The organism is Terribacillus sp. FSL K6-0262 (genome assembly GCF_037977385.1).
Classification (GTDB): domain Bacteria; phylum Bacillota; class Bacilli; order Bacillales; family Amphibacillaceae; genus Terribacillus.
In genome coordinates this window covers 2,332,317-2,355,057 of record NZ_CP150277.1, presented here as the reverse complement: position 1 = coordinate 2,355,057, position 22,741 = coordinate 2,332,317, and the positions used below count along the sequence as shown (strand labels likewise).

Genomic DNA, 22,741 nt, shown 5'->3' with positions numbered 1-22,741 from the left:
CCTATGCGAAGATGAAGGCAACAATCTTATTGCCGATACCGCCAAACAATGTCAGCAGAAGTACATAACAAAGATAGATCATGCCGGCAACCGCCCATACATGCCAGCGTTTTGCCGGATACAGCCCAAGCAGGCACTTGGCCTGGAAATACAGGATGAACAGTTGGAATAAAGATATGGCACCAAACAAGCTGATGATCCAAGGTCTGTCCGTGAACAAATCAGCAAGGATGCCGAGCGAGAAGGGTGAACGATCCCATTCCAGACCGGCAGCCGGCAATAAAAGCAGCCAGGAGACGGCTTCCAGCAGAAATACCATGCTTGCGCTTAATTGGATGATCAGCAGTTTTTGATAAGGAATTTCATAAAAAAGATAGAATACAAGCGACACAACAAAGATTATAAGCAATCCGAGAACCAGCCCTGAGACGGCCCGTCCGATCATGAACCAAAACTTGGCGTATTCATAATCCGAGCCTATGTAGTCTGATTTCAATTGATTCAACGCCTCCGTACCAGCACCCACCCATCCGAGCGCTGCATAAACCAGGCAAAATGCCAGCAGGATCAGAATCGTCCACAGCCAATGGCCGCGAAGCTCCTCCGCTTCCCGCAGCTTGAATAATGTCTCCTTCGGATTTGTCAGAAGACGGAAAGGATTCGTATGATATGTCATGTTTTGTCATCCTTTTTCTATGTATATAGTAAAAGATTACCGTAACTTTTAGAAAATTGCACATATATTTACAATAAAAAAATAGACTGGCAAAACGCCAGTCTATTTGATGAGACTGTTGCTTGGTCGCAGGGCAGTACGAGGCTTCGCTTGTCTTGGGACAGTCGGGTTGCTGAGCTTCCCTTTCATATATTGCAAGCCCATGTAAGACAGCAGGGACACCGCATATAGAATCGGGGCATATAGAAGGCCCCAGGCAAATGTATGCGTGATGTTCGATTGATCCAGCGCTTGATCGAAAATACTTCGCCAAAATGTATGGATCAAATAAATGCCGACTACATTCTTTGCGACTATGCTGACATAGCGGTGATTTCCGATATGCCGTGCTTTTAGGGTAAACAGCAGGAGAGCTATCGTCAAAGGAATCGTGCTGATGAAATATTCCCCTTGCGGCAAGTCCAGTCCATAATGCAGGAGATAACGTTCGATCAGCTGCAGGATAAAACCGGCAGCTATAACCATTCCTATCGTTTTCAAACGGATTGCTTGGGCTTTCTGGATGATTTGCTTTTCATACAATCCAAAGCAAGCACCAAGCGCTGTATAAAATAATCCGAAGTAAATACCGTTTCTCGTCGTTTCCTCCATGGTGACGTGAAACAATGGTCCGTAGGATTGTCCGAGGAGACCGATCAAATTAAGCAGAAGAGCTGCCAGCAAGGTAAGCTTCAGGAGCCGCAGCCTGTAGGCAGCGTAAATGATGATGATCGAAAAGATCAAAGCGAACATGAACCAAAGCTGATATTGCGTATAGGATATCCCGTCCAGCAATGTACGCCACTGGAAGGTATCCTGAAAATAAGCTGTCAGCTGGGCTTTCTGCTCATTCATCGTCCCGGAGGAAGTGGCCAGCATCCTGATGAAATCATATATCCAATAAAAAGAAAACCAGGCGGCAAGCAGACCGATCAGCTTTCCCGTATAGCGTTTGAAATACGCGAATGTGTCATCTGTCCGTTGCAGCTTCATAGCGAATAAATAGCCGGATGCGGCAAAGAAGAATGGGACAGAGAAACGCGCCAGAGTATCAATGATGAATGCCCAAATTTCCCCATTTCCGAAGGGGACGGCTGTATCCCGGAATGTATGCGTATGGATACAAACGACTCCGAAGATGGCTAGGCATTTGAAGAAGTCGATGGTATAGTTTCTCGTCATTTGCATCTACCTGCTTTCTTTTTTAAGAAATCATATCCGTCTTTTCTTCTTTATATACCCTCAGCCTTCCATATCGCAATAGCTTTAACAGAACTGTAATGACAACACAAACTGGATGAAATATGATTACAAACTCTATCCATCAAGTCCTTATTTTTCCCACAAAAAAAAGCACTTACCGTTGTAAGTGCTCAGCTTGTCCGGCAGAGTGCCTGTATCAGCAGATCCAGCTTCTTCGCATCGCTTGGCGCCTCATATCCGGGCTCCTGGAAATATTCGTCGAATGCCGATGCCAATGCCTGGAAACGGCTGTCATGCAGGATGGACTGGCAGCATTCGAAAAGCTGCTTGTATTGCTCGATGTAACGAGCCATCTTTTTATCGAATCCGCTGAGATGATTAGCTGACGGCATACCGAGGAACGCGGTAACTGCCGGATCATATATCGGATAATGGACATTCAATAAATGCAGCATATGGGTCACTTGCGGAAATTGCATCGAAGGGTTGCCCCGGCGATTCTTCACTTCGAATAATGCTGCTGTCAAACCGACAATGCTGCGCTTGTCCGGCTGACGTGCAGCTTCTTGAAACAGATGGAAAAAGGTCTGTTCGAATTCCTCGGTTAAATTCGGATTGACCAAGCCTATGTAATGTCTCAATACATAGCGGAATACCGGATGATGTTCAGGCCGCCTTGCTTCCCGCCTTAAAAATGCATCGAGGGCAATATCCTCCCGTCTGATTGATGCAAAAAGCTCATCCTGCTGAAGCAGCAGCTGCTCCATCAGGTCTGTTCCAGTGTATGTGGTGCGCATAAGACAGGTGTCCTCCTCCACTTTCAAGCTCATTATGATAGTTTACATGATAACATAACAGCTTCGGCAGAAGAAGCGATTGATCATTCAGGAAAGTGACTGTCCTATGAAGAAGTGCTCATTGTTCAGCAGCGCAATGACAGTGCCCGTCCGTTTATATTGCTGGTCGAAGGAGCGCTCCGATGTTTCCGTGAACAAAACGGTACCATTATAGAAGCTGACTCGGGTGCGGCTTTTTGTTTCTTTGTAGGATTGTATGTGATAGAAAGACAGCCAGACGCAATGGGAATTCGTAGGTGAGGAAGTCGGAAGCATAAAAACACCATGAGCAGGATGCACAGGGATAGGCACCTTCTTATCTGTCCGCAGCAGCCTGCCGATTGCATGCACCCTGCCTTCATAGGAAGAGCCATATTGCATACAGCTATGATCGATGATGGCAAGAGGTGATTGTTCCACCCAAATTTCTTTATCGGCTTCGAGGACACGAGCTTGATAGATTGGATCATTCAGATGAAGGACAGCTATGGTATTGCGATTGATGATATACTGATCCCTTTTTTCTATTTGCATGATTTCCCCCTCCAATATTGGCTTACAAGACTATATTACTATAAACCGGTCTTCCAATATGTAAAGTAGATGTAAAAAATAGTAAAAAAGAACGAAGCAGTATGCTTCGTTCCCTCATTTGATGGCAAATGTGATTTCTGCTTCGCAAGCAAGCTCCCCATCAACGGTTGCAGTCGCTTTTCCTTTGCCGACCGGTCCCTTCAGGCGGATGATTTCCACTTCCAGTTTCAATGTATCACCTGGTTTTACTTGGCGTTTGAAGCGGCATTTGTCGACACCGGCAAGAAAACCGATCTTCCCTTTGTTCTCTTCTTTCATCAGCATCGCAAACGCACCTGTCTGTGCAAGGGCTTCGATGATCAATACTCCCGGCATTACCGGATAATCAGGGAAATGCCCTTGGAAGAATGGTTCATTGATCGTCACGTTCTTCTTTCCGACAGCACGTTTCCCTTCTTCGATTTCCGTTATTTGATCCACCAGCAAAAATGGATAGCGATGCGGGATTATTTCTTTGATTTGTTGTACATCATACATAATATGGTGAGCCTCCTGAATGGTTGTCTTTCCTAACGTATTATACCAAAAATGAAGCTTGTATGTTTCATGTGTTTCCAGGTTGGGGTATGGTTCCATAAAAGTGCTGGGAGGTAGGTCAAATGCTGAATCTTTTATTATGGATCGGCATCATCGTAGTCGCGTTCTGGCTCATTGGTGTCATTTTCAATATTCTCGGAGGTATCATCCATATCTTCCTCGTCATCGCTGCCATCCTGTTTGTCATTTATGCGATCAGGAAAAGCAGGGGCAGGACATAAAAAAAGGCTTGCCCCGCAATCGGGAGCAAGCCTTTTTCAGGACTTCTCGTTGATCAAATCATAGATGTGTGTCCATGTATCTCGTTTGAGGACGTCCAGTGCATTGCCATCTCCAAGTACTCCATACCCAAACAGCATGCCAAGCAGCAGGAAGATGACGAGGATGATCGGCACCACCAGCAAGCGAAGCCAAATCGGGAACAGCCTTCTCCGCTGTTTCTTCGGCGCCTTCTCTCCTTCTGCCTGGTTTTTCTTCTCATATTGTTCCTTTGTCTGGAGTTTGGATGCATTACTCGGCATAACGTTCTGGCTCCTTACTAATTATCTTATCTGGTTGATGAGACTGCTCATCTGATCACTCATGGAAATCGAACGGGCATTGAATTGATAGGCGCGCTGTGTATTGACCATTGCAGTCATTTGTTCACTTAGATCGACATTCGAGCCCTCCAGGCTGCCTGCCTGCAGTTCGACTTCATCCGGAGCCAATCCCCGTGCAAGTGCCGGATCATTCAGCTCAAAGGCCGTATCGCCGGTTCTGGTCAGCACGCGCGGATTATCGATTGCCATGATCTCAAGATTCGCTTCCACAGCAGTCTGGCCATTACGGCCAACAACGATTTCTCCGCTGTCATTGATTGTAATACTATCAAAATCAGGCTGTAATGCAATAGGACCATCGGCACCGTTGACAAAGTCTCCATCAGCTGTTGTCAGCGCCACTGTCCCGTCCTGCTGCGGCTGAAGATAGAAATTCCCGGCACGCGTGTAGCGCTGCTGTCCGTCTTGTCCAGTGATGGTGAAAAATTGATTGTCATTCACCAATGCGGCATCGAGATTGCGATCTGTCGTCTGGATCGTCCCTTTCGTCATGAGCGGATTCGTACTGCTCATATAGGCTCCCGAGCCGATGCGGATGCCGTCACTTGTGCTCCTGTTATCCGTGTTCGCCTCATCATTCGGCGGATTGTCCAGCTGCTGATAAAGCAAGGAAGAGAAATTGGAGGTTTGCGCTTTATACCCTGCTGTACTCGAATTTGCCATATTATTCGCGATCAAATCCAATCGCTGCTGCAGCTGTCCCATCGTTACCGCAGCCTGTGTCATCATTCTGCTCATCTTGCTCCTCCTTTACAGCTTCCCTACTTCATTGACTGCTTTTCCAAGACTCTCATCATAAGCCGTCATGACCTTCTGGTTCATCTCGAATGTTCGATATGCCTGCATCATATCGGTCATCGTCTGCTCCATATCGACATTGGAACCCTCTACGGCACCTTGGACGATGTTGTATGCAACCCCGGCCGTCGCCCTGGCATCTTCTGCCTGCGCTTCTTCACTTGCGGTATATACATTCTCTCCCTGCTTGTCCAGCAGATTTGCATCCTGTACGTAAGTCAATCCGAGCTGGATGTTTCTGCCATCGGCGAATTGCATCGTGCCATCAGCTGTCATCGTGTACGTCTGATCGTTCGTCTGGATCGGGTTTCCATCGGCATCCAATATGTAGCTGCCTTGATCATTTGTCAGGAAACCTTCCGCATCGATCGTAAAGCTGCCATTTCGGGTGTAGGCTTCCCCATCCGCGGTTTGGAGGTTGAAGAAGACGGAGCCATTCTCATCCGGATATGCACCATCCACCAATGCCGTATCCGTACTGATGCCTGTTTCACGCAAATCCCCCTGCACGAAATTCGGGATCGTCTCTTGTACATACACACCTGAATTGATGCTCCCGATTTCCCTCGAAACGGAAATGTAGCGGGAATCATCGACCGATGCCGGCTTGCTCTCCGTCGCTTTCAAAAGCATTTCGGGAAAGGCCCGAAGCTGGCCTTGATCTGCCTTGTATCCATTCGTATTCGCATTGGCTAAGTTATTGGACAGTACTTCCTGCTTGCGCTGCTGGGCGAGCATACCGGATGCAGCAGTATATAATCCTTTCAGCAATGTGTGATCCTCCTAAGTAGTCTGATTGCCAAAAATATTGGTTTCCATTACTTATATCGGCAGATTCCTAAACGAATTGAACCTCTTCTGCATACAGAAGAGGTCAATTTCTCAAACTACTTTGCGTTTCTCTAGTTTGTCGATATTTTCAAGCATGATGCCAGTGCCTTTTGCCACACAATCCATCGGATCTTCGGCAATGAAGACAGGAACCTTCAGCTGCTCTGCCAGCAGCTGGTCGATACCGTGCAGCATCGCGCCGCCGCCAGTCAGGATGATACCGCGATCGATGATATCCGCGGACAGCTCTGGAGGAGTCTGCTCCAGTACCGTGCGTGCCGCTTGTACAATCAAGGCAACCGATTCACGCAATGCTTCTTCGATTTCTTCCGAATGGACAGTGATGGTGCGCGGAAGACCGCTTACCATATCCCGGCCGCGGATATCGATCGATTCCTGACGCGCTCCTTGGAAGACGGTCGCGATCTCGATCTTGATATTCTCGGCTGTGCGCTCCCCGATCAATAGCTTGTATTTGCGTTTGATATACTGCAGGATCTCTGCATCGAACTTATCCCCGGCCATACGGATGGATTGTGCAGTCACGATGTCCCCCATGGACAGAACTGCGACATCCGTCGTACCGCCGCCGATATCGACTACCATATTGCCGCTTGGCTGGAAGATATCCATCCCTGCCCCGATTGCAGCTATTTTTGGTTCTTCTTCTAAATACACCTTCTTACCGCCTGATTTCTCTGCTGCTTCCTTGATTGCTTTTTGTTCGACTTTCGTGATGTTCGTCGGGCAGCAAATCAGCATGCGCGGTTTGGATAGAAAACCTTTTACATTGATCTTGTTGATGAAATAGCGAAGCATCGCTTCTGTCACATCAAAATCAGCAATTACGCCATCCTTAAGCGGACGAATCGCTTCAATATTGCCAGGTGTTCTGCCTACCATGCGTCGTGCTTCTTCCCCTACTTCCAGTACATTCCCTGTATTTCTATCCATCGCGACAACGGATGGTTCATTCAGAACGATTCCTTTTCCTTTTACATGTATTAGTACGTTTGCCGTACCGAGGTCAATTCCTATATCTCGTGCCAATATCCTCAGATCCTCCCTGTAAAGATAGAACTTTGTCGCATCCGTTCGAGAACATAATGCTACTTATTTTATAGTTTAGCACAAAACATGGAGAATAGTAGCAATTTGTGAAAGAAAAGAAGGATAAAAGTAGGAATATTGGAAAAGGAATGGTCCTATCTTTACAGGATGAAAGTCGTGTTTCAGGCCGGAGCGTCGGTATTGGTTTCCAATTTATACTTCAGTTTGGTCGCTTCGCCGCCCCTCAGATGACGAATCGCTTTGTGATAATCGAGGATTTCCTTCACTTCATTGGCCAAATCAGGATTGATTTCCGGCAGTCTTTCTGTCAGGTCCTTATGCACGGTACTCTTGGATACACCGAATTCCTTTGCAATGACGCGTACTGTCTTTTTCGTCTCCACAATGTGCTTGCCTATGCGCACCGTGCGCTCCTTGATATAATCATGCACAGCCCATGCCTCCTTAAGTTGACGGTTCTTGATGTTCATGAGACAAGATGAGAAGCGATGAAGTAATCCGGATATGTACTTTTCTTTGGCAAGTCATAGCTGTTTGGACATCTGTGGCGTTGAGCGCTTCACACTCGTTCCCTTCAAACACTTGCTTTGGTTTGTATCATCTTATTACCTGTACCTTGGTTTTATTCCATAAAAAAGACCCTCCTACATCGTGGAGGGTCTGTCGTTATCGATTTTTTGGATGGCATACATAGGTAAACGGGAAAAATAGAAGTCTTTGTGTCGGCGGATGAACAGGTGATAGGATGCTACCAGGTAATCCTTATTTTGGTGGATCAGTCCATAGAAGTATTTATAGAATGCAGTCTGTTTTTCAGGCTTCCACTTGGGATAGCGCTTTCTTGCATTATCGATCTGTCCAAGCTGGAATTCGATATAAGCGAGGGCATGCGGATCATCCGTCAGATACGCGTGCGGAATGCCGAAATGAGCAGCCACTATCGGCAGGACTTGCCTGTCGAGCAATTGGGCAAGACACGAGATATGGTACTGCTTTGCCAGCTTGCTTCCTTCTGCCAGATGGGAGAAGCTTGCTATCTTGTCATCAAAAAGAAAGGTCAATCCCATCTTGTAATGCTGCACGGCACGCTGACCTGGTAGATATGTATGATGGAGGATATTTCGGCTATGTTTCCTGGCTAGGATCAATTCGTTCCGCTTCCAATGATACTGGAACAAAAGCTTGTCCATCCGGACAGTCATCATCATCCGCAGGAAATAGTCTTTGATGTGGAGGATCGTTTCCTGCAATTCGTCCAAATAGTAGCCGATGGCATGATAATCGTGGCAGTGAAAATGCTGGTAGATCCTGCCGATCAGAATCAAGGCCCTTGCTTCGGGAAAATCAGCTTGATGGCGGCTGATCTGCTTTTCAAATTCATCACCCGGCAGCTTATACGCCTGATATTGAATGATCAGTTCATATAAACGGGCATATGATCTGTTTCGCTGATGCAGGCAATGCTTATTCCTTTCGATCATAAGCTGAAGCTCTTCCTCATAGTAATTCATACCCAGGAAATCCATCGCTGCAAGCATGACTTCTGCTGATCCGGATTGTATACAGAAACTTGCAGCCAGGTCTGTAATCTGCTTTACGTCATGACTTGTCTCCACTAGTTGAATGAAAGACCAAAGATCAGTCATCCGGCTTGTTGCAGCCGAGAGCTTGCCCAAGTCAGTTGCTTCCTTACGCAAACTTGATCGATTCAACGTTCCTTTCTCCTCTCACATTTCCCAATCTTACCTCCATGGTATCACTTGACTTAGACTTTCACCTTGTGCTTGGCACCATTTCATTATTCCATCTTTTCAGATTATTTCAAGCGGTTTCAGGATGGATTCGTTCGACAAATTCCTGAATTTCCTGCTCATATCGGTGGGCTGCTTTATACCTAACGAAAAATAAAAAAACACTCCGGTCCCGGAGTGTTTTTTGGCTCAAGTCTGAGCTTGGGAGGAAGAAGAAGTTGCATCGTCCTCTGGCTGCTCATCCTGTTCAGGAGATTTTTCTTCATCGGATGCATCTGGTGTTTCTTCCGAATCACCTGCTTCATCCGCTGGGTCTGCATTGGCATCCGCACCGTCGTCTGCCGGTGCTTCCGTCTCCTCTTGCTCCTTCTGGCTGGATGTATCAGCTGCTTCTTCCTGCACTGCTTCTGTTTCTGCCTTCGCTTCCTGGAGCTTGCTTACCGGCTGGTTGAAGAAGCTCTCGGGGTTTACTGCTGTGTCTCCATTGCGAACTTCGAAGTGAAGATGTGTCGCTTTATCCTTCGCGAACAGACTTTGGCCTGCTGTCGCCAGGACATCGCCTTGCTTCACTTCTTGACCAACTTCCACTTTCACATCTTCCAGACTGGAATAATACGTCGTAACGCCATTGCTATGCTCCAGCTGGACAACATTCCCATGCAAGGCATCTTCTTTCACTTCCGTCACTGTACCGCTCAAAGCTGCCAGGACATCGAAAGTTCCGCCATCTGCTGCAGCGTAATCCACTCCGGTGCTTTGATAGTATTTGTTGTCGTAGAGTACGAGTGCATTCTCTTGGGATTCGCTGTCGGCTTTGTGATCATAGAATTTAGTTACGACTGTTGCTTCTGCATCTTCTGCTACAGGAGCCTTCACAACCTCGTCCTGTTCTGCTACAGGCGTAGCCTCTTCATCTCCATTGAAATCAAGAGAATCGAAGATACCTTTATCATCTTCTGCCTGCTCAGGCTCGTTCGTACCGCTCTGATACCACAATACCGCGGTTAATAGCAAAGCGGAAATACCAAGATACAATGCTGGGAAAAACCATTTTTTACGGAAAAGACGTTTCCATTTGGATTTTGAAACGCTATTTTTTTCCTTCATAGATCATCACCTCTGCAACCATTGTGGTCACAAAGATAGATTCCTATACATTTCTTCCAGAAAATTTTCCCAACCTTATTTCGACACCAGCTTTGCGCCTTCTGCGGGCAGTTTATCAATCTTTGTATCCGTATAATAGTATGTCAGGATCTCTTTGTACGATTTCCCTTCGGCAGCCATGCCATTGGCACCATATTGACTCATGCCGACTCCATGGCCATATCCCTTCGTCCGGAAAATAAGATGATCATCTTTGAGGGATAAGGTGAAATCTGTCGATTTGAGTCCCAGCTTCTCCCGGATTTCCCTGCCCGTGAACTGCTTGCCGCCAATTTCCACCTCGGCTACCCGCTGACTATCGTTTCGCTTCAGCTCGCCTGGCGGTTTGTTCGGATCGATTTCCACTCCAAGAAGCTTTTCCGCTTCGGCAATTCCGATCACTTTCTGGTCTGCGAATTTCGGCGACTGCTTATCCCATGGGCTTTCGACTGATTTCAGATAAGGCAGCGGATTATCCCAATAGTCTTCTGCATTTTCCGTAAATCCATTGCTGGTGGAGAAAAAAGAAGGTGTAATCGGTTCCCCGTCGTAAGTGATGATTTCCCCGCTGGTTCCTTGCACGGCTTCCGTCAATTTGGCCATTTTCTCCTCATAGTCCTTTCCCCATGATTGGCGAAGCTCGTCTTCATTCTTGTATACTTGGTCGCTTGTGGTATCGGATACCTCGATCGCTTCCGGGTTTTCTTCCTGATGATCTTCCATATAACGCACCACATATGTCCGGGCCGCGACGGCTTGTGCTTTCAGTGCCTCCAGCTCGAATTCGGCCGGCATCTCGGATGCGACCACACGTGTCACGTATGTCTCGAGCGGGACCGTCTCGACTGTATTGCTTGCTGTGCGGCTGACTTCCACCGCTACATTAGCTGTTTCCTTGACTTCTTTTTCCTGTTCCATCGCTGTTGCCGTCCTCTCCATTCCGCCGGGGTCTATAAATGGTACTACAATCAATGTCGGGAGCGCCACGATGACAGCGAATAAACAGACAATCAGCATACTGATGACTATGTGGGACTTGATGCGTCGTTTTTTGCTTGGCTTCTTCTTGAGCATAGAGGACCTCCTTATCAGCTGGTCTACTCTTTACTCTATGTTTCCTCCATGGTTTGCTAGAACATCTGTCCAAAAAAAATAGAGTGCCGCGGGCACTCTATCAGTTCCAATATCTCCTGATGGCACAAAGCTCGGTTTCGTAAACCGTATCAGCCAAATCGAGTATTTCGATTTGTTTCCCTGTTTTCGGTGCATGCAGCATTTTTCCGTTTCCATGATAGAAGCCGACATGATGGATGCTCCCTTTCCCTGCTTCATATGCAAAAAACAGCAAATCACCTGGCTCTGCCTGATTCAAAGCTATCGGCTTTCCCTCCAGAGCCTGTGCTCTGGCATCCCTTGGAATGGTGTATCCGCCGGCCAGATGCATATTATAAGCAAAGCCGGAACAGTCATAGCCCCAGCTGCTCATGCCGCCCCATAGATAGTCCAAGCCGATGAATTGTTCTGCATAGGCGATCAGTTCCGATCCGCTCTCCTGCCGCTTGGCACAGAAGCTGCTTTCAGACTTGGAAATCCTCCCCGGGCCGAGCGGTGTCAGGACCGAGAAGGCAGTCCCTGATTCATGTGCCAATGGAAGTCTTGTCAGGTAACTGAGCGGAATTCCTTCCCCAGTCTCATCAAGGATAAGCGTGCCCTGCTTTGCCCTTACTTCGATCATGCGATCGGTCTTCGGAAGAGGGGCCGCTAGCTGCCGGGCCGGAATCCATCCAGGATAGCCATTTATTTCTTTCGGCGTGGACTGGGAGGGAACCACAACCTTGATCCAGTCATCCTTTTTCCCCACTTCCCATACCGTTGTCCCGAATAGCACTTGGGACTGAAGCAAATCGTTCTCATGGAGCTCCAAGCGGTCAGCGTGCGACAGCTCATGCACCCAGCGCGCTGGATCGGCTGGATTACCGGCAATGGGCATATCCACCTGCCTGGCCGAGCCGGGATGCGTCCATAGATTCGCGACGGAAACAGCAATCATATGCTCTTTCATATCATTTTTCCTCCAAGGCATCCACAGCCAGGATACCAAGCCCGGGAGATGCATTCAGCATAAGTCTTTCCCCTTCATAACGGACCCCTCCCGTTACGATATCATTCCGCAGCATGAGCGGTGCATCGAAGTCGACACGGGTGATATGCGTCTGGCTTGCTGCCAGATGCGCTGCTGCACTGATACCAATCCGGGATTCGATCATACATCCCATCATGCATTCCACACCATGGCTCCCGGCAATGCGGGCTATGTCCAATGCTTGCTGAATGCCGCCTGCTTTCATCAATTTGATATTCAGCAAGTCCGCCGCCCGCATTTCCAAAATCTTCAGGGCATCCTGCGGGGAAAATAAGCTTTCATCTGCCATGATCGGTGTTTGGACATTGGCTGTCACATACTGCAGCCCCTTCAAGTCGGCAGCTGCCACAGGCTGCTCCACAAGCTCGATATCCAATCCCAGGTCCTCCATCCTGCTGATGGCGCGGATGGCTGTCTTTGTATCCCAGCCCTGGTTTGCATCAAGCCGGAGCGTGATATTGGAGCCGGCTGCCTCCCGGACTGCAAGGAGCCGTTTCATATCCGTATCGATGTCATTCTTGCCGACTTTTATTTTCAAGGTATGGAAGCCATCTTCTACGAATGCTGCTGCATCAGCCGCCATTTCCTCGGGACTATTGACGCTGACAGTATAGTCTGTCTCCAAGGTATCCCTGGCTCCGCCGAGGAATTGATATAAAGGCAATCCGGCATGCTGTGCGATACAATCATGCAAGGCCATATCCACTGCTGCCTTGGCGCTCGTATTGCCTATAAGACACTGCTGGAGCTTTTTGAGCAGCATATCCCTTTCCAGCAGCGACATGCCAAGGATGGCCGGCTCTATGACAGCCTTCACGGCATATCGAATGCTCGCCAGGCTGTCCCCGGTTATGACATGTGTCGGCGGAGCCTCCCCCCAGCCGATCAAACCATCATCTGTCGTCACTTTCACCACAACGGATTCTGCAACCGTCACTGTTCGAAGCGCGGTCTTGAAGGCTTTCTTTAACGGCACAGCTGACTGAAACACATCTATCCGGGCAATCTTCATGCGCTCACTCCTGCCTGTACACGCAATGTTTTCGTCTCGGTGTCCATCGTCGCCTCCGTCCCAAGCGGGATCGTAATATTCGGATTGCAGTGGCCGATGCAAAAGCCCTTCATGATCGGTACATTCAAATCAGCGAAATAATCAACCAGTACTTGGTCGAAGGACAGCGACGTTTCGGGATCTTTCGCGTCGCAATTGGTGAAATCCCCGATAACGACACCTGCAGCCTGCCGAAGCTTGCCTGCCTGCTTCAGCTGATTCAGCATACTATCGATCCGATACGGCTGTTCATCGACATCCTCCAATAGCAGCAGCTTGCCTTTCGTATCAATTTCATCTGGTGTACCCAGCGTGCTCGTCACCAAAGATAAGTTGCCTCCCACCAAGGGTCCGCTGGCCTTGCCGTGCACGATGACCTCCAGCCGGGAAATAGCGGTCGTATAGACGATTTCCTGCGGTATGAAGAACTGCTGCAGCAGATCATAGCTCAGTTTGGCAAAGCCGGACTCCCCCATGTCGGAAGCCACCATGGGACCGTGAAAGGTGATCAGCCCTGTCCGTTGCCGTATCGCAGTATGTAAATACGTTATATCACTGTATCCGAGCAGCACCTTCGGCTTTTGTCTGATGACTTCGTAATCGAGTAGTTCGACTATCCGTCCGGAACCATAGCCGCCTCGGGCACATATGATCCCTTTTATTTCGTCATCATGGAACATGTCATTCAAATCGGCGGCTCTTTCGGCATCGGTACCGGCAAGATAGCCATACTTATCATGGACGTGCCTTCCCAGCTTCACATGGACACCCAATGATTCCACAATCTTGATGCCTCGCACAAGCTCTTCTCTTTTAATCGGACCTGCCGGAGCTGCAATCCCGATTGTATCCCCTTTTTTCCATACAGGCGGCTTCACGCTCATCTCCTCCTCTTGTTATATGTATGGTCCGGAAGCCGGAAAAGAAGTGGCTTTCACCACTTCTTTCCTTCTTCCTTATTCAATATCAGCCCATTTCAGCTCCAAGTAGCCGACTGGGTGCATGATGATATTCTTCACATTCGTCTTTTGCAAATACACATGCTGGTAGAAGTGCAGCGGCACGATCGGCATTTCATCCATCAAGATCTTTTCCGCTTCCATCAGCATCCCGAAACGTTTTGTCTCATCGGTTTGTTTTTTGGAATCAGCAATCAGCTTATCGTATTCTTCGTTGGACCAGCCTGTACGGTTGGAGGAAGAATCAGTTGTAAAGCTTTCCAGGAAGTTGACGGGATCGCCGTAATCCGCAAGGAAGGATCCGCGGAATAATTGATAGACCAATTTCGTCTGCTCTTCACTGAATACACTGGATTCAACTGTCTGCAGCTCGACATCCACACCAAGGTTTTCCGACAGCATACTCTGGATGCCTTCAGCCAATCGTTCATTTTCTGTATTGGTGCCATAAGTAAGGGTCACAGCCGGCAGCTCCTCCCAGCCTTCTTCAGCCATCCCTTCTTCCAGCAGCCTTTTTGCTTCGGCTGGATCATCTTGGACAAGATCGCCATTCTCTTCACGGAAATCTGCGCCATCCGGGGTCTCGAACCCATATGGCACAAAACCGCGTGCTGGCTGTTCGCCGATGCCACGGACATACTGCACGATATCATCACGATTCATTGCCATCGCAAAGGCTTTGCGGATCTTTTCATTCGTAAATGGTTCCTTCTGTACATTGAAGCGCAGGAATTGATCGCCTGCCTGTACCTCGGTCACCAATTCCTCGCTTTCCATCAGTTCTTTCGCATTATCGGCCGGGATGGACGATCTGTCCAGGTCACCGCTCTGATACATTTGATATTCGGTGTTCCGGTCAGCAACCATCGCCCAGTTCACCTGATCAAGCTTCACGGTGTCTGCATCCCAATATTCGGGGTTTTTGACCATGATCAGCTCTTTATCATGCGACCAGCTATCGATCTTGAATGGCCCGTTACTTACATATGTCTCTGCTTCGGAGAACCATTCCGGATTTTCCTCGGCAACCTTTTCATTGACCGGGAAGAAAGCCGGATTCGTCAATAGATTCAAGAAATAGCCAGTTGGTGCAGTCAGTGTCACCTTCAGCGTTTTATCATCGACTGCTTCGATGGCAACATCATCGGCACTGCCTTCTCCGCTGTTATATGCTTCCGCTCCTTCAATCACATACGCCAGGAATGCAGGCTGATATGCTTGCTCCGGATCGAGCATATGCTTCCAAGCATAAACGAAATCATTGGCAGTGACGTCATCCCCATTCGACCATTTCGCATCATCGCGCAGCTTGAACGTATATTCCTTCCCATCATCGCTTACTTCCCAATCCTCTGCAATGGCAGCCTGAGGCTGATGATTTTCATCAAGGCGTGTCAGCCCTTCCATCAAGTTATTTACCATCACCCACGAAACGCTATCAAAGCCTTCTGGAGGATCAAGTGATGTAGGCTCCTGACCATTATTCAGGCGCAGGATTTTTTTATCCTCTCCGCCCTCCCCATCACCGCTGCCGCCAGCGCTGTTATTCGCTGTGCACGCAGACAGCAAAAGCATCAATGCAGCAAGACAAGCTACAGTAGATAATTTCCATTTTCTTTTCATCCCTTTTTCCCCCTCTGGTATTTGATCAGACAGGCTGCCTTTTGGCACGTGCATCTTGCAGCCAGCATTCCACTTGATGTGAATCGGAAAGATGGCTGGTCGCTGGATGGACCCTTGCACAAACCTGCATCGCATGGGCACAGCGGGCTGTGAATGGGCAGCCTTGCGGCGGTGCGAATAAATCCGGCGGCGTCCCATCGATCGGCTGCAGCATATCGTCATTCATATCGAGCCGCGGTACGGATTGCAGCAGACCGATGGTATAAGGGTGCTGCGGACGATAGAAAATATCGTCCTTATTGCCGGTCTCTACAATCTTCCCCCCATACATGACAGCAACACGATCCGCTACCCTGGCAACGACACCAAGATCATGCGTGACAAGGATGATGGATACACCTGTCTTTTCCTGGATCTCCTTGAACAATTCCATGATTTGCGCCTGGATCGTCACATCGAGTGCAGTCGTCGGTTCATCGGCAATCAGCAGATCCGGTTCGCAAATCAATGCCATGGCAATGACGATCCGCTGCCGCATCCCGCCGCTGAATTGATGCGGGTACTGCTTCAGCCGGCTTTCCGGGCTGGTGATACCGACAAGCCGGAGCATTTCCAGCGCCTTCTCCTTTGCTTTTTCACTACTGATTGATGCGTGCTGCTTCAATCCTTCCGTCAACTGATCACCGATAGTCAAAGTCGGATTGAGAGCTGTCATCGGATCCTGAAAAATCATCGATATATCGACACCGCGTATGCCCCGCATTTCCTTTTTGGTGGTCTGTACCAAATCCCTGCCTTTGAAATGAATGGACCCTTGGACGATCTTGCCTGATGGAGCTGGGATGAGCTGCATGATGCTGTTGCTTGTCACACTTTTCCCGCTCCCCGATTCTCCCACAATCGCCAGCGTCTCTCCTTTATTCAAATACAGATTCACACCTCTGACTGCCTGGACAGTACCGCCATATGTCGAGAAATGAACATGCAAGTCCTTGATTTCAAGTATTTTTTCCATTCCAATCACCTCCTCAGCTTCGGATCGAACGCATCCCGCAAGCCATCACCCAGTACATTGAAGGCAAACATCGTCAAACTGATGAACAATGCCGGGAAGAATAACAGCCACCAATCTCCCGAAAGGATGGCGGACAAACCATCGTTTGCCATCGATCCCCAGCTGGCATTCGGAGCCTGTATACCAAGTCCTAAAAAGCTGAGGAACGCTTCAGCGAAGATTGCCGATGGAACCGTCAATGTTATCTGCACGATGATCGGCCCCATCGTATTCGGCAGTAAGTTCTTGCGGATGATCCGACCGGTGCTGGCTCCCAATGTTTTGGAGGCAAGCACATACTCATGGCTGCGCAGCTGCATCACTTGACCGCGGACGATCCTGGCCATGCCGATCCAGCCGGTGATCGTCAGTGCCACAATGATGGTGAACAAGCTCGGTCCCATGACCACCAGCAGCAAAATGACGACAAGCAGATGGGGCAGTCCATAAAGTATCTCGATGATACGCATCATGATGCTATCTGTGCGTCCTCCTTTGTACCCAGCGACGCCGCCATAGATTATGCCGATGAAGAAATCGATCAAAGCAGCTGCGACTCCGACAAACAAGGAAACACGCGCCCCATGCCAAAGCCGGGTGAACACATCGCGCCCCAGATTATCCGTCCCGAACCAGTGCGCAGCAGATGGTGCCAGATTCTGGTTGGCAAGCGCCCCTTCCGAAATGGAATAAGGCGAGAAAATCGGGGCAAAGATTGCCGCCAGGATGAGCACAATCAAAAAGAACAACCCTGTGACAGCCAAGCGGTTCTGCTTCAATCGGAGCCAGGCATCCTTGTAAAAGGACAAACTGGGCCGGGCCACTTCTTCTGCTTTTTTCAAATCCTTCTCGATTGGCCGGAACCATTCATCCGGCACGTGCCGGGCCGTCGTTTCGATCGGTCTATTCGGATGCTCCATTTCAGCTGCCTCCTTTCTTATGCAGCTTGATTCTCGGATCCAGGATGCTATACACCACATCTACCAAAAAGAGCATGAAAATGAGGAAGGCACTATAAAATACAGTCGTACCCATAATGACCGGATAATCCCGGTTATTGATACTTTCAACAAAGTACTTTCCCATGCCGGGGATGGCGAAGATGCGTTCGATGACGAACGTACCTGTCAAAATGGCAGCCACCAATGTTCCAAGAATCGTCACTACCGGCATCAGCGCATTTCGCAAGGCATGCTTGATGACAATCTTTGCCGGAGACAACCCTTTTGCCCGCGCAGTCTTGATATAATCCTGCGTCAGCACTTCCAGCATGCTGGATCTAGTCAGCCGGGCGATGATTGCGGTGGGACCTGTCGCTAAAGCGATGATCGGCATGATCATATGCATCGGTGAGGACCAGGTCGCAGCCGGCAGCAGCTGCAGATTGACAGCCAGCTGCTGGATCAGCAAGGTTGCCAGGATGAAGTTCGGTATCGAAATGCCCAATACAGCCAATGTCATCGCAATATAATCGATGATGCCATTATGTTTCAATGCTGCCAGGACGCCCAATGTAATACCGGAAATAAGCGCAATCGTGATTGTCCACATGCCAAGCTCTGCCGATATCGGAAACCCGCGCCCCAGCAAATCGTTCACTGTTTCAGTCGGCTGCTTGATGGAGGGACCGAAATCAAAAGTTGCCAGTGATTTGAGCCAGATACCATATTGGACGATCATCGGCTCATCCAGATGATAATGCGCATTCAAATTCTCCTGGACAGCTTCACTGGTGCTTCGATCCTGGGTCGTGAACGGATTGCCCGGTATGCTGTGCATCAGGATGAATGTCAATGTCGCGATGACGAGAATGGTCGCAATCATGATAAAAAAACGGCGAATCAGATACATTCCCATAAGCTCTCCACTCCTAACTGAAGGTCGTATGCATTGCCAGCTCCGTCATGACGAGCATGGCGCGATACGCTTCGATGATGTCTGCGGCAGGAAAAGCGACAATGGTCGTTCCCGGCTCCAAATACGTGCCAGGCATCAGCTGTGCCCATTCCGCTTGTCCATGATTGGTGAATTCGATCCGCAGGACAATTTTCTCCGGCGGGACGAGCGGCTGTGCAGCGGCCGCTTTCCCCATCGCCTCTTTCACCTTCTCCCGAAGAAGCTTCCCGGCTTTTTTTGGTGTCAGCGTCAGGACTGCAGAGCGCGACAATGACTGTTTGACCGGGACAGTCACCACTTGAGGAATGAGCTGCTCTGCTTCCAGGCATGCTTGATCATCACCCGCGACCAAGAGGACCGGAACACCATAATGGCCTGCAACATATGCATTGAACCCAAGCTCGCCGATTGGCTCATCATTCAAAAAGAAGTTGCGGACCCCGTGAATCATACTATGGGACATGACCCCGAATTGACCTGCCCGTGCATGGTAGCCGGTAAACATCGCTCCCGAAAATGTTGCATCCAATCCCTGTATCATTGAAAGCGGTTTCACTTCTCCAGATATCAAATAAGCCTCTTCGTGCAGCTCCTCCACCAATAGATTGTTCATCTTAGAGTGGCTGTCATTGACAAGGACGTATTCTGCACCGGCGTCCATGGCTGCTTGGATGATATCATTTGCCTCTCTTGTCATTATCCGCCTTGCCCGTTCATAATTATGTTTGGAGCTGTCCACATATGTATGATCCGGTAAACCAACGATCCCTTCCATGTCTACCGACAGATATATCTTCATCCCATCCCCCTCTTTTAAAATTTCTATATTAGGTGAATTTTCAAAATAATTATAGCATAGCCCTATACTGTTAGGAAGAAGAATTACCAATTTGTAGGTAAGATCTTCTGACAAAAGATAAAAAAAATAAGCCTCTTTTTAACAAAGAGACTTATCGGTTTTCACTTAATATGTTGTTGTTTCTTCCACTGTGGCTGCGGCTGCTTCTTCGAACACTTCGTCATTCACCCGTTCGATATCTGCACCAAGCGCTTGCAGTTTGCCATGGAAATTCACATATCCGCGATCCAGATGCTTCAACTCGGTTACGCGAGTATAACCATCTGCGATCAATCCTGCCAGAATAAGGGCTGCTCCGGCACGCAAATCTGTTGCTGCCACTTCGGCGCCTTGCAAATCTGTCGGGCCCTCCATGATGACACTGCGGCCTTCGATCTTGATCTTCGCATTCATGCGGCGGAATTCCTCCACATGCATGAAACGGTTTTCGAATACCGTTTCAGTGATGATGCTGGTACCTTCTGCACATAGCATCAAAGCCATCATCTGCGACTGCATATCGGTTGGGAAGCCTGGATGAGGCAGTGTTTTGACATCTGTCGCAGTCAGCTTCTCAGGTCCGATGACGCGAATGCCATTCGCTTCTTCTTTGATGATGACACCCATTTCTTCCATCTTGGCTACAACAGCACGCACATGTTCAATCTCAATGCCTTCAATCAAGACATCGCCTTGTGTGATTGCTGCAGCAACCATGAAAGTACCGGCTTCGATACGGTCGGCAATCATCGTATGCTCAGCGCCAGTCAATTCTTCGACACCCTCGATGCGGATTGTTTCCGTACCAGCACCTATGATTTTTGCACCCATCTTGTTCAGATAGTTTGCCAGATCGACAATCTCAGGCTCCTTCGCACAGTTCTCCAGGATAGTCGTTCCTTCAGCCAATGCAGCTGCTGTGATAATGTTCTCTGTAGCACCTACACTAGGCACATCCAGATATATTTTAGCGCCCTGCAGGCGTCCTTCAGAGCGTAATTCAACAAAACCGTTGCCTACTTGCACACTCGCACCCATCGCTTCGAAACCTTTCAGGTGCTGATCGATAGGCCGGGAACCGATTGCACAGCCGCCCGGCAGTGCCACTTTCGCATGACCGAAACGAGCCAATAATGGGCCTAATACCAATACAGACGCCCGCATCTTCCGAACATATTCGAAAGGTGCCTCCGTCGTCATCTCCTTGGCGGCATCGACAGAGATCGTTCCATTATCGAATACAACCTCTGCGCCCATGCTGCGCAATACTTCATTGATCGTAAAAACATCGGCTAAAGCCGGAACATTATGAATAACACTTTTTCCTTTACTAGCAACTATACTTGCTGCGATGACAGGCAGTACGGCATTCTTCGCACCTTCGATCTTAACAGATCCCTTAAGCTGCCTTCCACCACGGACGATGATTTTTTCCAAGTTTCATTCTCCTCCGCGTCCAATTTCACTATATTAATATTCAGTCGTTATGATAGGCGTTCCTACAGTTACGGTTGATTGCCCATTCCCATCATGCAGCGCAAGCTGGATATTCATGTTGTCTGCCAAGGAACGGCTGGCCTTCAATTGTGTTGTATGCCCTGTTGTCGTAGTGTAAACGTTATCTTGCATATTCGTTAGTGGTTGAACATCTAATTTTTCCATGACATTCTGAAACAAAATACCACCGCTTATTTTATCATCGAAACCCGCTTTGAGACAAGCGAATTTTGTCGCATCCTGGGTGAAAAATCGTGATTCTGCAGCAGCCGTCTTGTCTTGGACATAATGGTGTACCTTATCCGTCCAATCCGAACCGGAAATTGTGTAGATGAGTTCAGCCTGGTATTCCTTATCTGTAGGTACTACCAACAATATATGTTCGTCAATGGAGTGTTGTTTATGGGGGGTATGTACTATAAATTTAGAAGCTTTATCCGTTTTTTGTTCATAAATGGGACCTGCTTCATCCAGGTCTGCCAGATAGGCTTCCAAATCATCCTGGGAGATTGCCTCACGTATGGTGATTTCAAAAGAAAGCAGCTCTGTTCCTTCACTTTCCAGGACAGTATACATGCGATCCAAATCCTCTGATACCTCAGCTATCCCCGCCCCTTGGGACTCCAAACCATTGCCGATCAACATAATGAATACTACGATCAATGCAAGATAATGTTTCATTTTTTTCTCCCCTGTCCGTCCATTTTAGAAACAGTATGAACACAGGAGATGGAGATTATACATGCTTGCTAGATTACTAGAATAGATACTGAAGCTGTTTGGTCCAGCCGACCAATTGAAGGAACGCATTACTGACAGTCGTTCCGATGACAATGGTCAGGAAGATAACCAGCATCCTTGCTTCGAAGACTTTTCCCTTCTTTATCAACGCATCTACATTGATCCCCATCAAAATACGCCAAGTAATTGCCATGAACGCAATATGGGAAGCTATCCCAAGCAGCGCGTCCTGCCCTAAAACAGCAAACATAACTTACACTCCTTTGCGGATAAGCAGGTACATGCTGCTAGGTCAGACATGTAATACCCTCTTATCCTAATTTCCGTTCCATTAAACGCTTTTCCTACAAATTATAACGGCAAATGCCATTGTCCGCCATCATTATTGCCCAGGAAATCAAGTAAAAAAAACAGCATTCCGACAGGAATGCTGTTTTTCTTTAACGGGCATGCGTTGCGACATCTAATCGATTGATTGCCCGGTTAAGCGCTTGTTCAGCGCGGATTTTATCTAAGTTGGCCTGCTTTTCCTGCAGACGTTTCTCAGCGCGCTGCTTCGCCTGTTCTGCACGGTCCACATCAATGTCACTTGCTCTTTCAGCAGACTGAGCAAGGATTGTGATCCTGTCAGGACGGACCTCGAGGAATCCTCCGCTGACAGCAACCCAATCCGTACGACCTTGGATCTGTAGACGAACCGAGCTAACCTTCAATGGTGCCACCAACGGAATGTGGCCCGGCAGGATGCCGAGTTCCCCATTTTCCGCTGTACAGCTAACCATTTCATAGTCTTCTTCCAGAACAGGACCATCAGGAGTAACAATGCTTGTTGTTACGGTACTCATCAGGAGCCCC

Annotated in this window: 26 protein-coding genes; 1 reads left to right on the top strand and 25 read right to left on the bottom strand. The window is 48.5% G+C overall.

The features are described from left to right. Nucleotide 1: 1 nt before the first annotated feature. From MHI54_RS12110 to fabZ, 5 genes are all read right to left on the bottom strand, one after another. Nucleotides 2-676 (bottom strand): hypothetical protein, encoded by a 675-nt coding sequence (locus tag MHI54_RS12110; RefSeq protein ID WP_340081567.1) that lies wholly within the window; start codon nucleotides 674-676, stop codon nucleotides 2-4. Nucleotides 677-778: 102 nt separating this feature from the next. After that, nucleotides 779-1,903 carry an acyltransferase gene (locus tag MHI54_RS12105; protein ID WP_340081565.1) on the bottom strand — a complete coding sequence of 375 codons (1,125 nt, stop codon included), beginning with the start codon at nucleotides 1,901-1,903 and terminating at the stop codon, nucleotides 779-781. Between the two features lie 185 nt (nucleotides 1,904-2,088). Next, the gene (locus tag MHI54_RS12100; RefSeq protein WP_095214152.1) at nucleotides 2,089-2,715 is read right to left on the bottom strand and encodes a hypothetical protein; all 627 of its coding nucleotides are present in this window, start codon (nucleotides 2,713-2,715) and stop codon (nucleotides 2,089-2,091) included. A gap of 87 nt (nucleotides 2,716-2,802) precedes the next feature. Beyond that, the gene (locus MHI54_RS12095; RefSeq protein WP_095214153.1) at nucleotides 2,803-3,288 is read right to left on the bottom strand and encodes a competence protein ComK; all 486 of its coding nucleotides are present in this window, start codon (nucleotides 3,286-3,288) and stop codon (nucleotides 2,803-2,805) included. A gap of 114 nt (nucleotides 3,289-3,402) precedes the next feature. After that, nucleotides 3,403-3,825 carry a 3-hydroxyacyl-ACP dehydratase FabZ gene (fabZ, locus tag MHI54_RS12090; protein WP_095214154.1) on the bottom strand — a complete coding sequence of 141 codons (423 nt, stop codon included), beginning with the start codon at nucleotides 3,823-3,825 and terminating at the stop codon, nucleotides 3,403-3,405. A 122-nt stretch (nucleotides 3,826-3,947) separates the two neighbouring features. Here fabZ and MHI54_RS12085 point away from each other — a divergent pair, with 122 nt between their 5' ends. After that, a complete protein-coding gene (locus MHI54_RS12085) occupies nucleotides 3,948-4,106 on the top strand; it encodes a lmo0937 family membrane protein (RefSeq protein ID WP_198946004.1) in 159 nt (52 codons plus the stop codon). 36 nt (nucleotides 4,107-4,142) lie between these two features. Here MHI54_RS12085 and MHI54_RS12080 read toward each other — a convergent pair whose 3' ends face one another. The 20 genes from MHI54_RS12080 to MHI54_RS11985 all read right to left on the bottom strand — a co-directional run bounded on the left by MHI54_RS12080 (nucleotide 4,143) and on the right by MHI54_RS11985 (nucleotide 22,731). Continuing rightward, nucleotides 4,143-4,406, bottom strand: coding sequence for a DNA-directed RNA polymerase subunit beta (locus MHI54_RS12080; protein WP_095214155.1), 264 nt, complete (start codon nucleotides 4,404-4,406; stop codon nucleotides 4,143-4,145). Between the two features lie 21 nt (nucleotides 4,407-4,427). Further along, complete coding sequence (locus MHI54_RS12075) at nucleotides 4,428-5,225, bottom strand: flagellar hook-basal body protein (protein WP_340081563.1); 798 nt, start codon at nucleotides 5,223-5,225, stop codon at nucleotides 4,428-4,430. Nucleotides 5,226-5,237: 12 nt separating this feature from the next. Further along, entirely contained in the window at nucleotides 5,238-6,056 is an 819-nt protein-coding gene (locus MHI54_RS12070; protein WP_340081562.1) for a flagellar hook-basal body protein, read from the bottom strand. 111 nt (nucleotides 6,057-6,167) lie between these two features. Next, on the bottom strand, nucleotides 6,168-7,169 hold the full coding sequence (locus MHI54_RS12065; RefSeq protein WP_095214158.1) for a rod shape-determining protein: 1,002 nt from the start codon (nucleotides 7,167-7,169) through the stop codon (nucleotides 6,168-6,170). A gap of 179 nt (nucleotides 7,170-7,348) precedes the next feature. Continuing rightward, nucleotides 7,349-7,618, bottom strand: a complete 270-nt coding sequence (gene spoIIID, locus MHI54_RS12060) for a sporulation transcriptional regulator SpoIIID (protein WP_038564118.1) — start codon at nucleotides 7,616-7,618, stop codon at nucleotides 7,349-7,351. 213 nt (nucleotides 7,619-7,831) lie between these two features. Then, nucleotides 7,832-8,899, bottom strand: a complete 1,068-nt coding sequence (locus MHI54_RS12055; RefSeq protein ID WP_095214159.1) for an AimR family lysis-lysogeny pheromone receptor — start codon at nucleotides 8,897-8,899, stop codon at nucleotides 7,832-7,834. A 228-nt stretch (nucleotides 8,900-9,127) separates the two neighbouring features. Beyond that, on the bottom strand, nucleotides 9,128-10,045 hold the full coding sequence (locus MHI54_RS12050; RefSeq protein WP_340081560.1) for a M23 family metallopeptidase: 918 nt from the start codon (nucleotides 10,043-10,045) through the stop codon (nucleotides 9,128-9,130). Nucleotides 10,046-10,120: 75 nt separating this feature from the next. Beyond that, nucleotides 10,121-11,158, bottom strand: a complete 1,038-nt coding sequence (spoIID, locus tag MHI54_RS12045; RefSeq protein WP_340081559.1) for a stage II sporulation protein D — start codon at nucleotides 11,156-11,158, stop codon at nucleotides 10,121-10,123. 100 nt (nucleotides 11,159-11,258) lie between these two features. Continuing rightward, the gene (locus tag MHI54_RS12040; protein ID WP_340081558.1) at nucleotides 11,259-12,146 is read right to left on the bottom strand and encodes a C40 family peptidase; all 888 of its coding nucleotides are present in this window, start codon (nucleotides 12,144-12,146) and stop codon (nucleotides 11,259-11,261) included. A gap of 1 nt (nucleotide 12,147) precedes the next feature. Next, nucleotides 12,148-13,239, bottom strand: a complete 1,092-nt coding sequence (locus MHI54_RS12035; RefSeq protein WP_340081557.1) for a dipeptide epimerase — start codon at nucleotides 13,237-13,239, stop codon at nucleotides 12,148-12,150. After that, nucleotides 13,236-14,162, bottom strand: coding sequence for an LD-carboxypeptidase (locus MHI54_RS12030; RefSeq protein ID WP_340081555.1), 927 nt, complete (start codon nucleotides 14,160-14,162; stop codon nucleotides 13,236-13,238). The genes MHI54_RS12035 and MHI54_RS12030 overlap by 4 nt, the downstream gene beginning before the upstream one ends. Nucleotides 14,163-14,234: 72 nt before the next feature. Next, entirely contained in the window at nucleotides 14,235-15,860 is a 1,626-nt protein-coding gene (locus tag MHI54_RS12025; RefSeq protein ID WP_095214164.1) for a peptide ABC transporter substrate-binding protein, read from the bottom strand. A 25-nt stretch (nucleotides 15,861-15,885) separates the two neighbouring features. Next, entirely contained in the window at nucleotides 15,886-16,875 is a 990-nt protein-coding gene (locus MHI54_RS12020; RefSeq protein WP_095214165.1) for an ABC transporter ATP-binding protein, read from the bottom strand. A gap of 5 nt (nucleotides 16,876-16,880) precedes the next feature. Beyond that, entirely contained in the window at nucleotides 16,881-17,834 is a 954-nt protein-coding gene (locus tag MHI54_RS12015) for an ABC transporter permease (RefSeq protein ID WP_095214166.1), read from the bottom strand. Nucleotide 17,835: 1 nt separating this feature from the next. Continuing rightward, the gene (locus MHI54_RS12010; RefSeq protein ID WP_095214167.1) at nucleotides 17,836-18,771 is read right to left on the bottom strand and encodes an ABC transporter permease; all 936 of its coding nucleotides are present in this window, start codon (nucleotides 18,769-18,771) and stop codon (nucleotides 17,836-17,838) included. A 13-nt stretch (nucleotides 18,772-18,784) separates the two neighbouring features. Beyond that, nucleotides 18,785-19,609 carry a M55 family metallopeptidase gene (locus tag MHI54_RS12005; RefSeq protein WP_095214168.1) on the bottom strand — a complete coding sequence of 275 codons (825 nt, stop codon included), beginning with the start codon at nucleotides 19,607-19,609 and terminating at the stop codon, nucleotides 18,785-18,787. A 165-nt stretch (nucleotides 19,610-19,774) separates the two neighbouring features. Then, nucleotides 19,775-21,085: a UDP-N-acetylglucosamine 1-carboxyvinyltransferase gene (gene murA, locus MHI54_RS12000; protein WP_095214169.1), complete on the bottom strand. Its 1,311-nt coding sequence runs from the start codon at nucleotides 21,083-21,085 to the stop codon at nucleotides 19,775-19,777. Between the two features lie 33 nt (nucleotides 21,086-21,118). After that, complete coding sequence (locus tag MHI54_RS11995) at nucleotides 21,119-21,826, bottom strand: YwmB family TATA-box binding protein (RefSeq protein ID WP_340081553.1); 708 nt, start codon at nucleotides 21,824-21,826, stop codon at nucleotides 21,119-21,121. Between the two features lie 76 nt (nucleotides 21,827-21,902). Next, nucleotides 21,903-22,136: a DUF1146 family protein gene (locus MHI54_RS11990; RefSeq protein WP_095214171.1), complete on the bottom strand. Its 234-nt coding sequence runs from the start codon at nucleotides 22,134-22,136 to the stop codon at nucleotides 21,903-21,905. A 190-nt stretch (nucleotides 22,137-22,326) separates the two neighbouring features. Next, the gene (locus tag MHI54_RS11985; protein WP_143594444.1) at nucleotides 22,327-22,731 is read right to left on the bottom strand and encodes a F0F1 ATP synthase subunit epsilon; all 405 of its coding nucleotides are present in this window, start codon (nucleotides 22,729-22,731) and stop codon (nucleotides 22,327-22,329) included. Nucleotides 22,732-22,741 lie beyond the last annotated feature (10 nt).

Coding starts and splice junctions, on each gene's coding strand:
- MHI54_RS12050 (WP_340081560.1), bottom strand. CDS start 10,045: ATGAAGGAAAAAAATAGCGTTTCAAAATCCAAATGGAAACGTCTTTTC.
- MHI54_RS12085 (WP_198946004.1), top strand. CDS start 3,948: ATGCTGAATCTTTTATTATGGATCGGCATCATCGTAGTCGCGTTCTGG.
- spoIID (WP_340081559.1), bottom strand. CDS start 11,158: ATGCTCAAGAAGAAGCCAAGCAAAAAACGACGCATCAAGTCCCACATA.
- MHI54_RS12100 (WP_095214152.1), bottom strand. CDS start 2,715: ATGCGCACCACATACACTGGAACAGACCTGATGGAGCAGCTGCTGCTT.
- MHI54_RS12030 (WP_340081555.1), bottom strand. CDS start 14,162: ATGAGCGTGAAGCCGCCTGTATGGAAAAAAGGGGATACAATCGGGATT.
- fabZ (WP_095214154.1), bottom strand. CDS start 3,825: ATGTATGATGTACAACAAATCAAAGAAATAATCCCGCATCGCTATCCA.
- MHI54_RS12105 (WP_340081565.1), bottom strand. CDS start 1,903: ATGCAAATGACGAGAAACTATACCATCGACTTCTTCAAATGCCTAGCC.
- MHI54_RS11985 (WP_143594444.1), bottom strand. CDS start 22,731: ATGAGTACCGTAACAACAAGCATTGTTACTCCTGATGGTCCTGTTCTG.
- MHI54_RS12080 (WP_095214155.1), bottom strand. CDS start 4,406: ATGCCGAGTAATGCATCCAAACTCCAGACAAAGGAACAATATGAGAAG.
- MHI54_RS12005 (WP_095214168.1), bottom strand. CDS start 19,609: ATGAAGATATATCTGTCGGTAGACATGGAAGGGATCGTTGGTTTACCG.
- MHI54_RS12010 (WP_095214167.1), bottom strand. CDS start 18,771: ATGGGAATGTATCTGATTCGCCGTTTTTTTATCATGATTGCGACCATT.
- MHI54_RS12110 (WP_340081567.1), bottom strand. CDS start 676: ATGACATATCATACGAATCCTTTCCGTCTTCTGACAAATCCGAAGGAG.
- MHI54_RS12075 (WP_340081563.1), bottom strand. CDS start 5,225: ATGAGCAGAATGATGACACAGGCTGCGGTAACGATGGGACAGCTGCAG.
- MHI54_RS12025 (WP_095214164.1), bottom strand. CDS start 15,860: ATGAAAAGAAAATGGAAATTATCTACTGTAGCTTGTCTTGCTGCATTG.
- MHI54_RS11995 (WP_340081553.1), bottom strand. CDS start 21,826: ATGAAACATTATCTTGCATTGATCGTAGTATTCATTATGTTGATCGGC.
- MHI54_RS11990 (WP_095214171.1), bottom strand. CDS start 22,136: ATGTTTGCTGTTTTAGGGCAGGACGCGCTGCTTGGGATAGCTTCCCAT.
- MHI54_RS12020 (WP_095214165.1), bottom strand. CDS start 16,875: ATGGAAAAAATACTTGAAATCAAGGACTTGCATGTTCATTTCTCGACA.
- MHI54_RS12015 (WP_095214166.1), bottom strand. CDS start 17,834: ATGGAGCATCCGAATAGACCGATCGAAACGACGGCCCGGCACGTGCCG.
- MHI54_RS12035 (WP_340081557.1), bottom strand. CDS start 13,239: ATGAAGATTGCCCGGATAGATGTGTTTCAGTCAGCTGTGCCGTTAAAG.
- MHI54_RS12040 (WP_340081558.1), bottom strand. CDS start 12,146: ATGAAAGAGCATATGATTGCTGTTTCCGTCGCGAATCTATGGACGCAT.
- MHI54_RS12095 (WP_095214153.1), bottom strand. CDS start 3,288: ATGCAAATAGAAAAAAGGGATCAGTATATCATCAATCGCAATACCATA.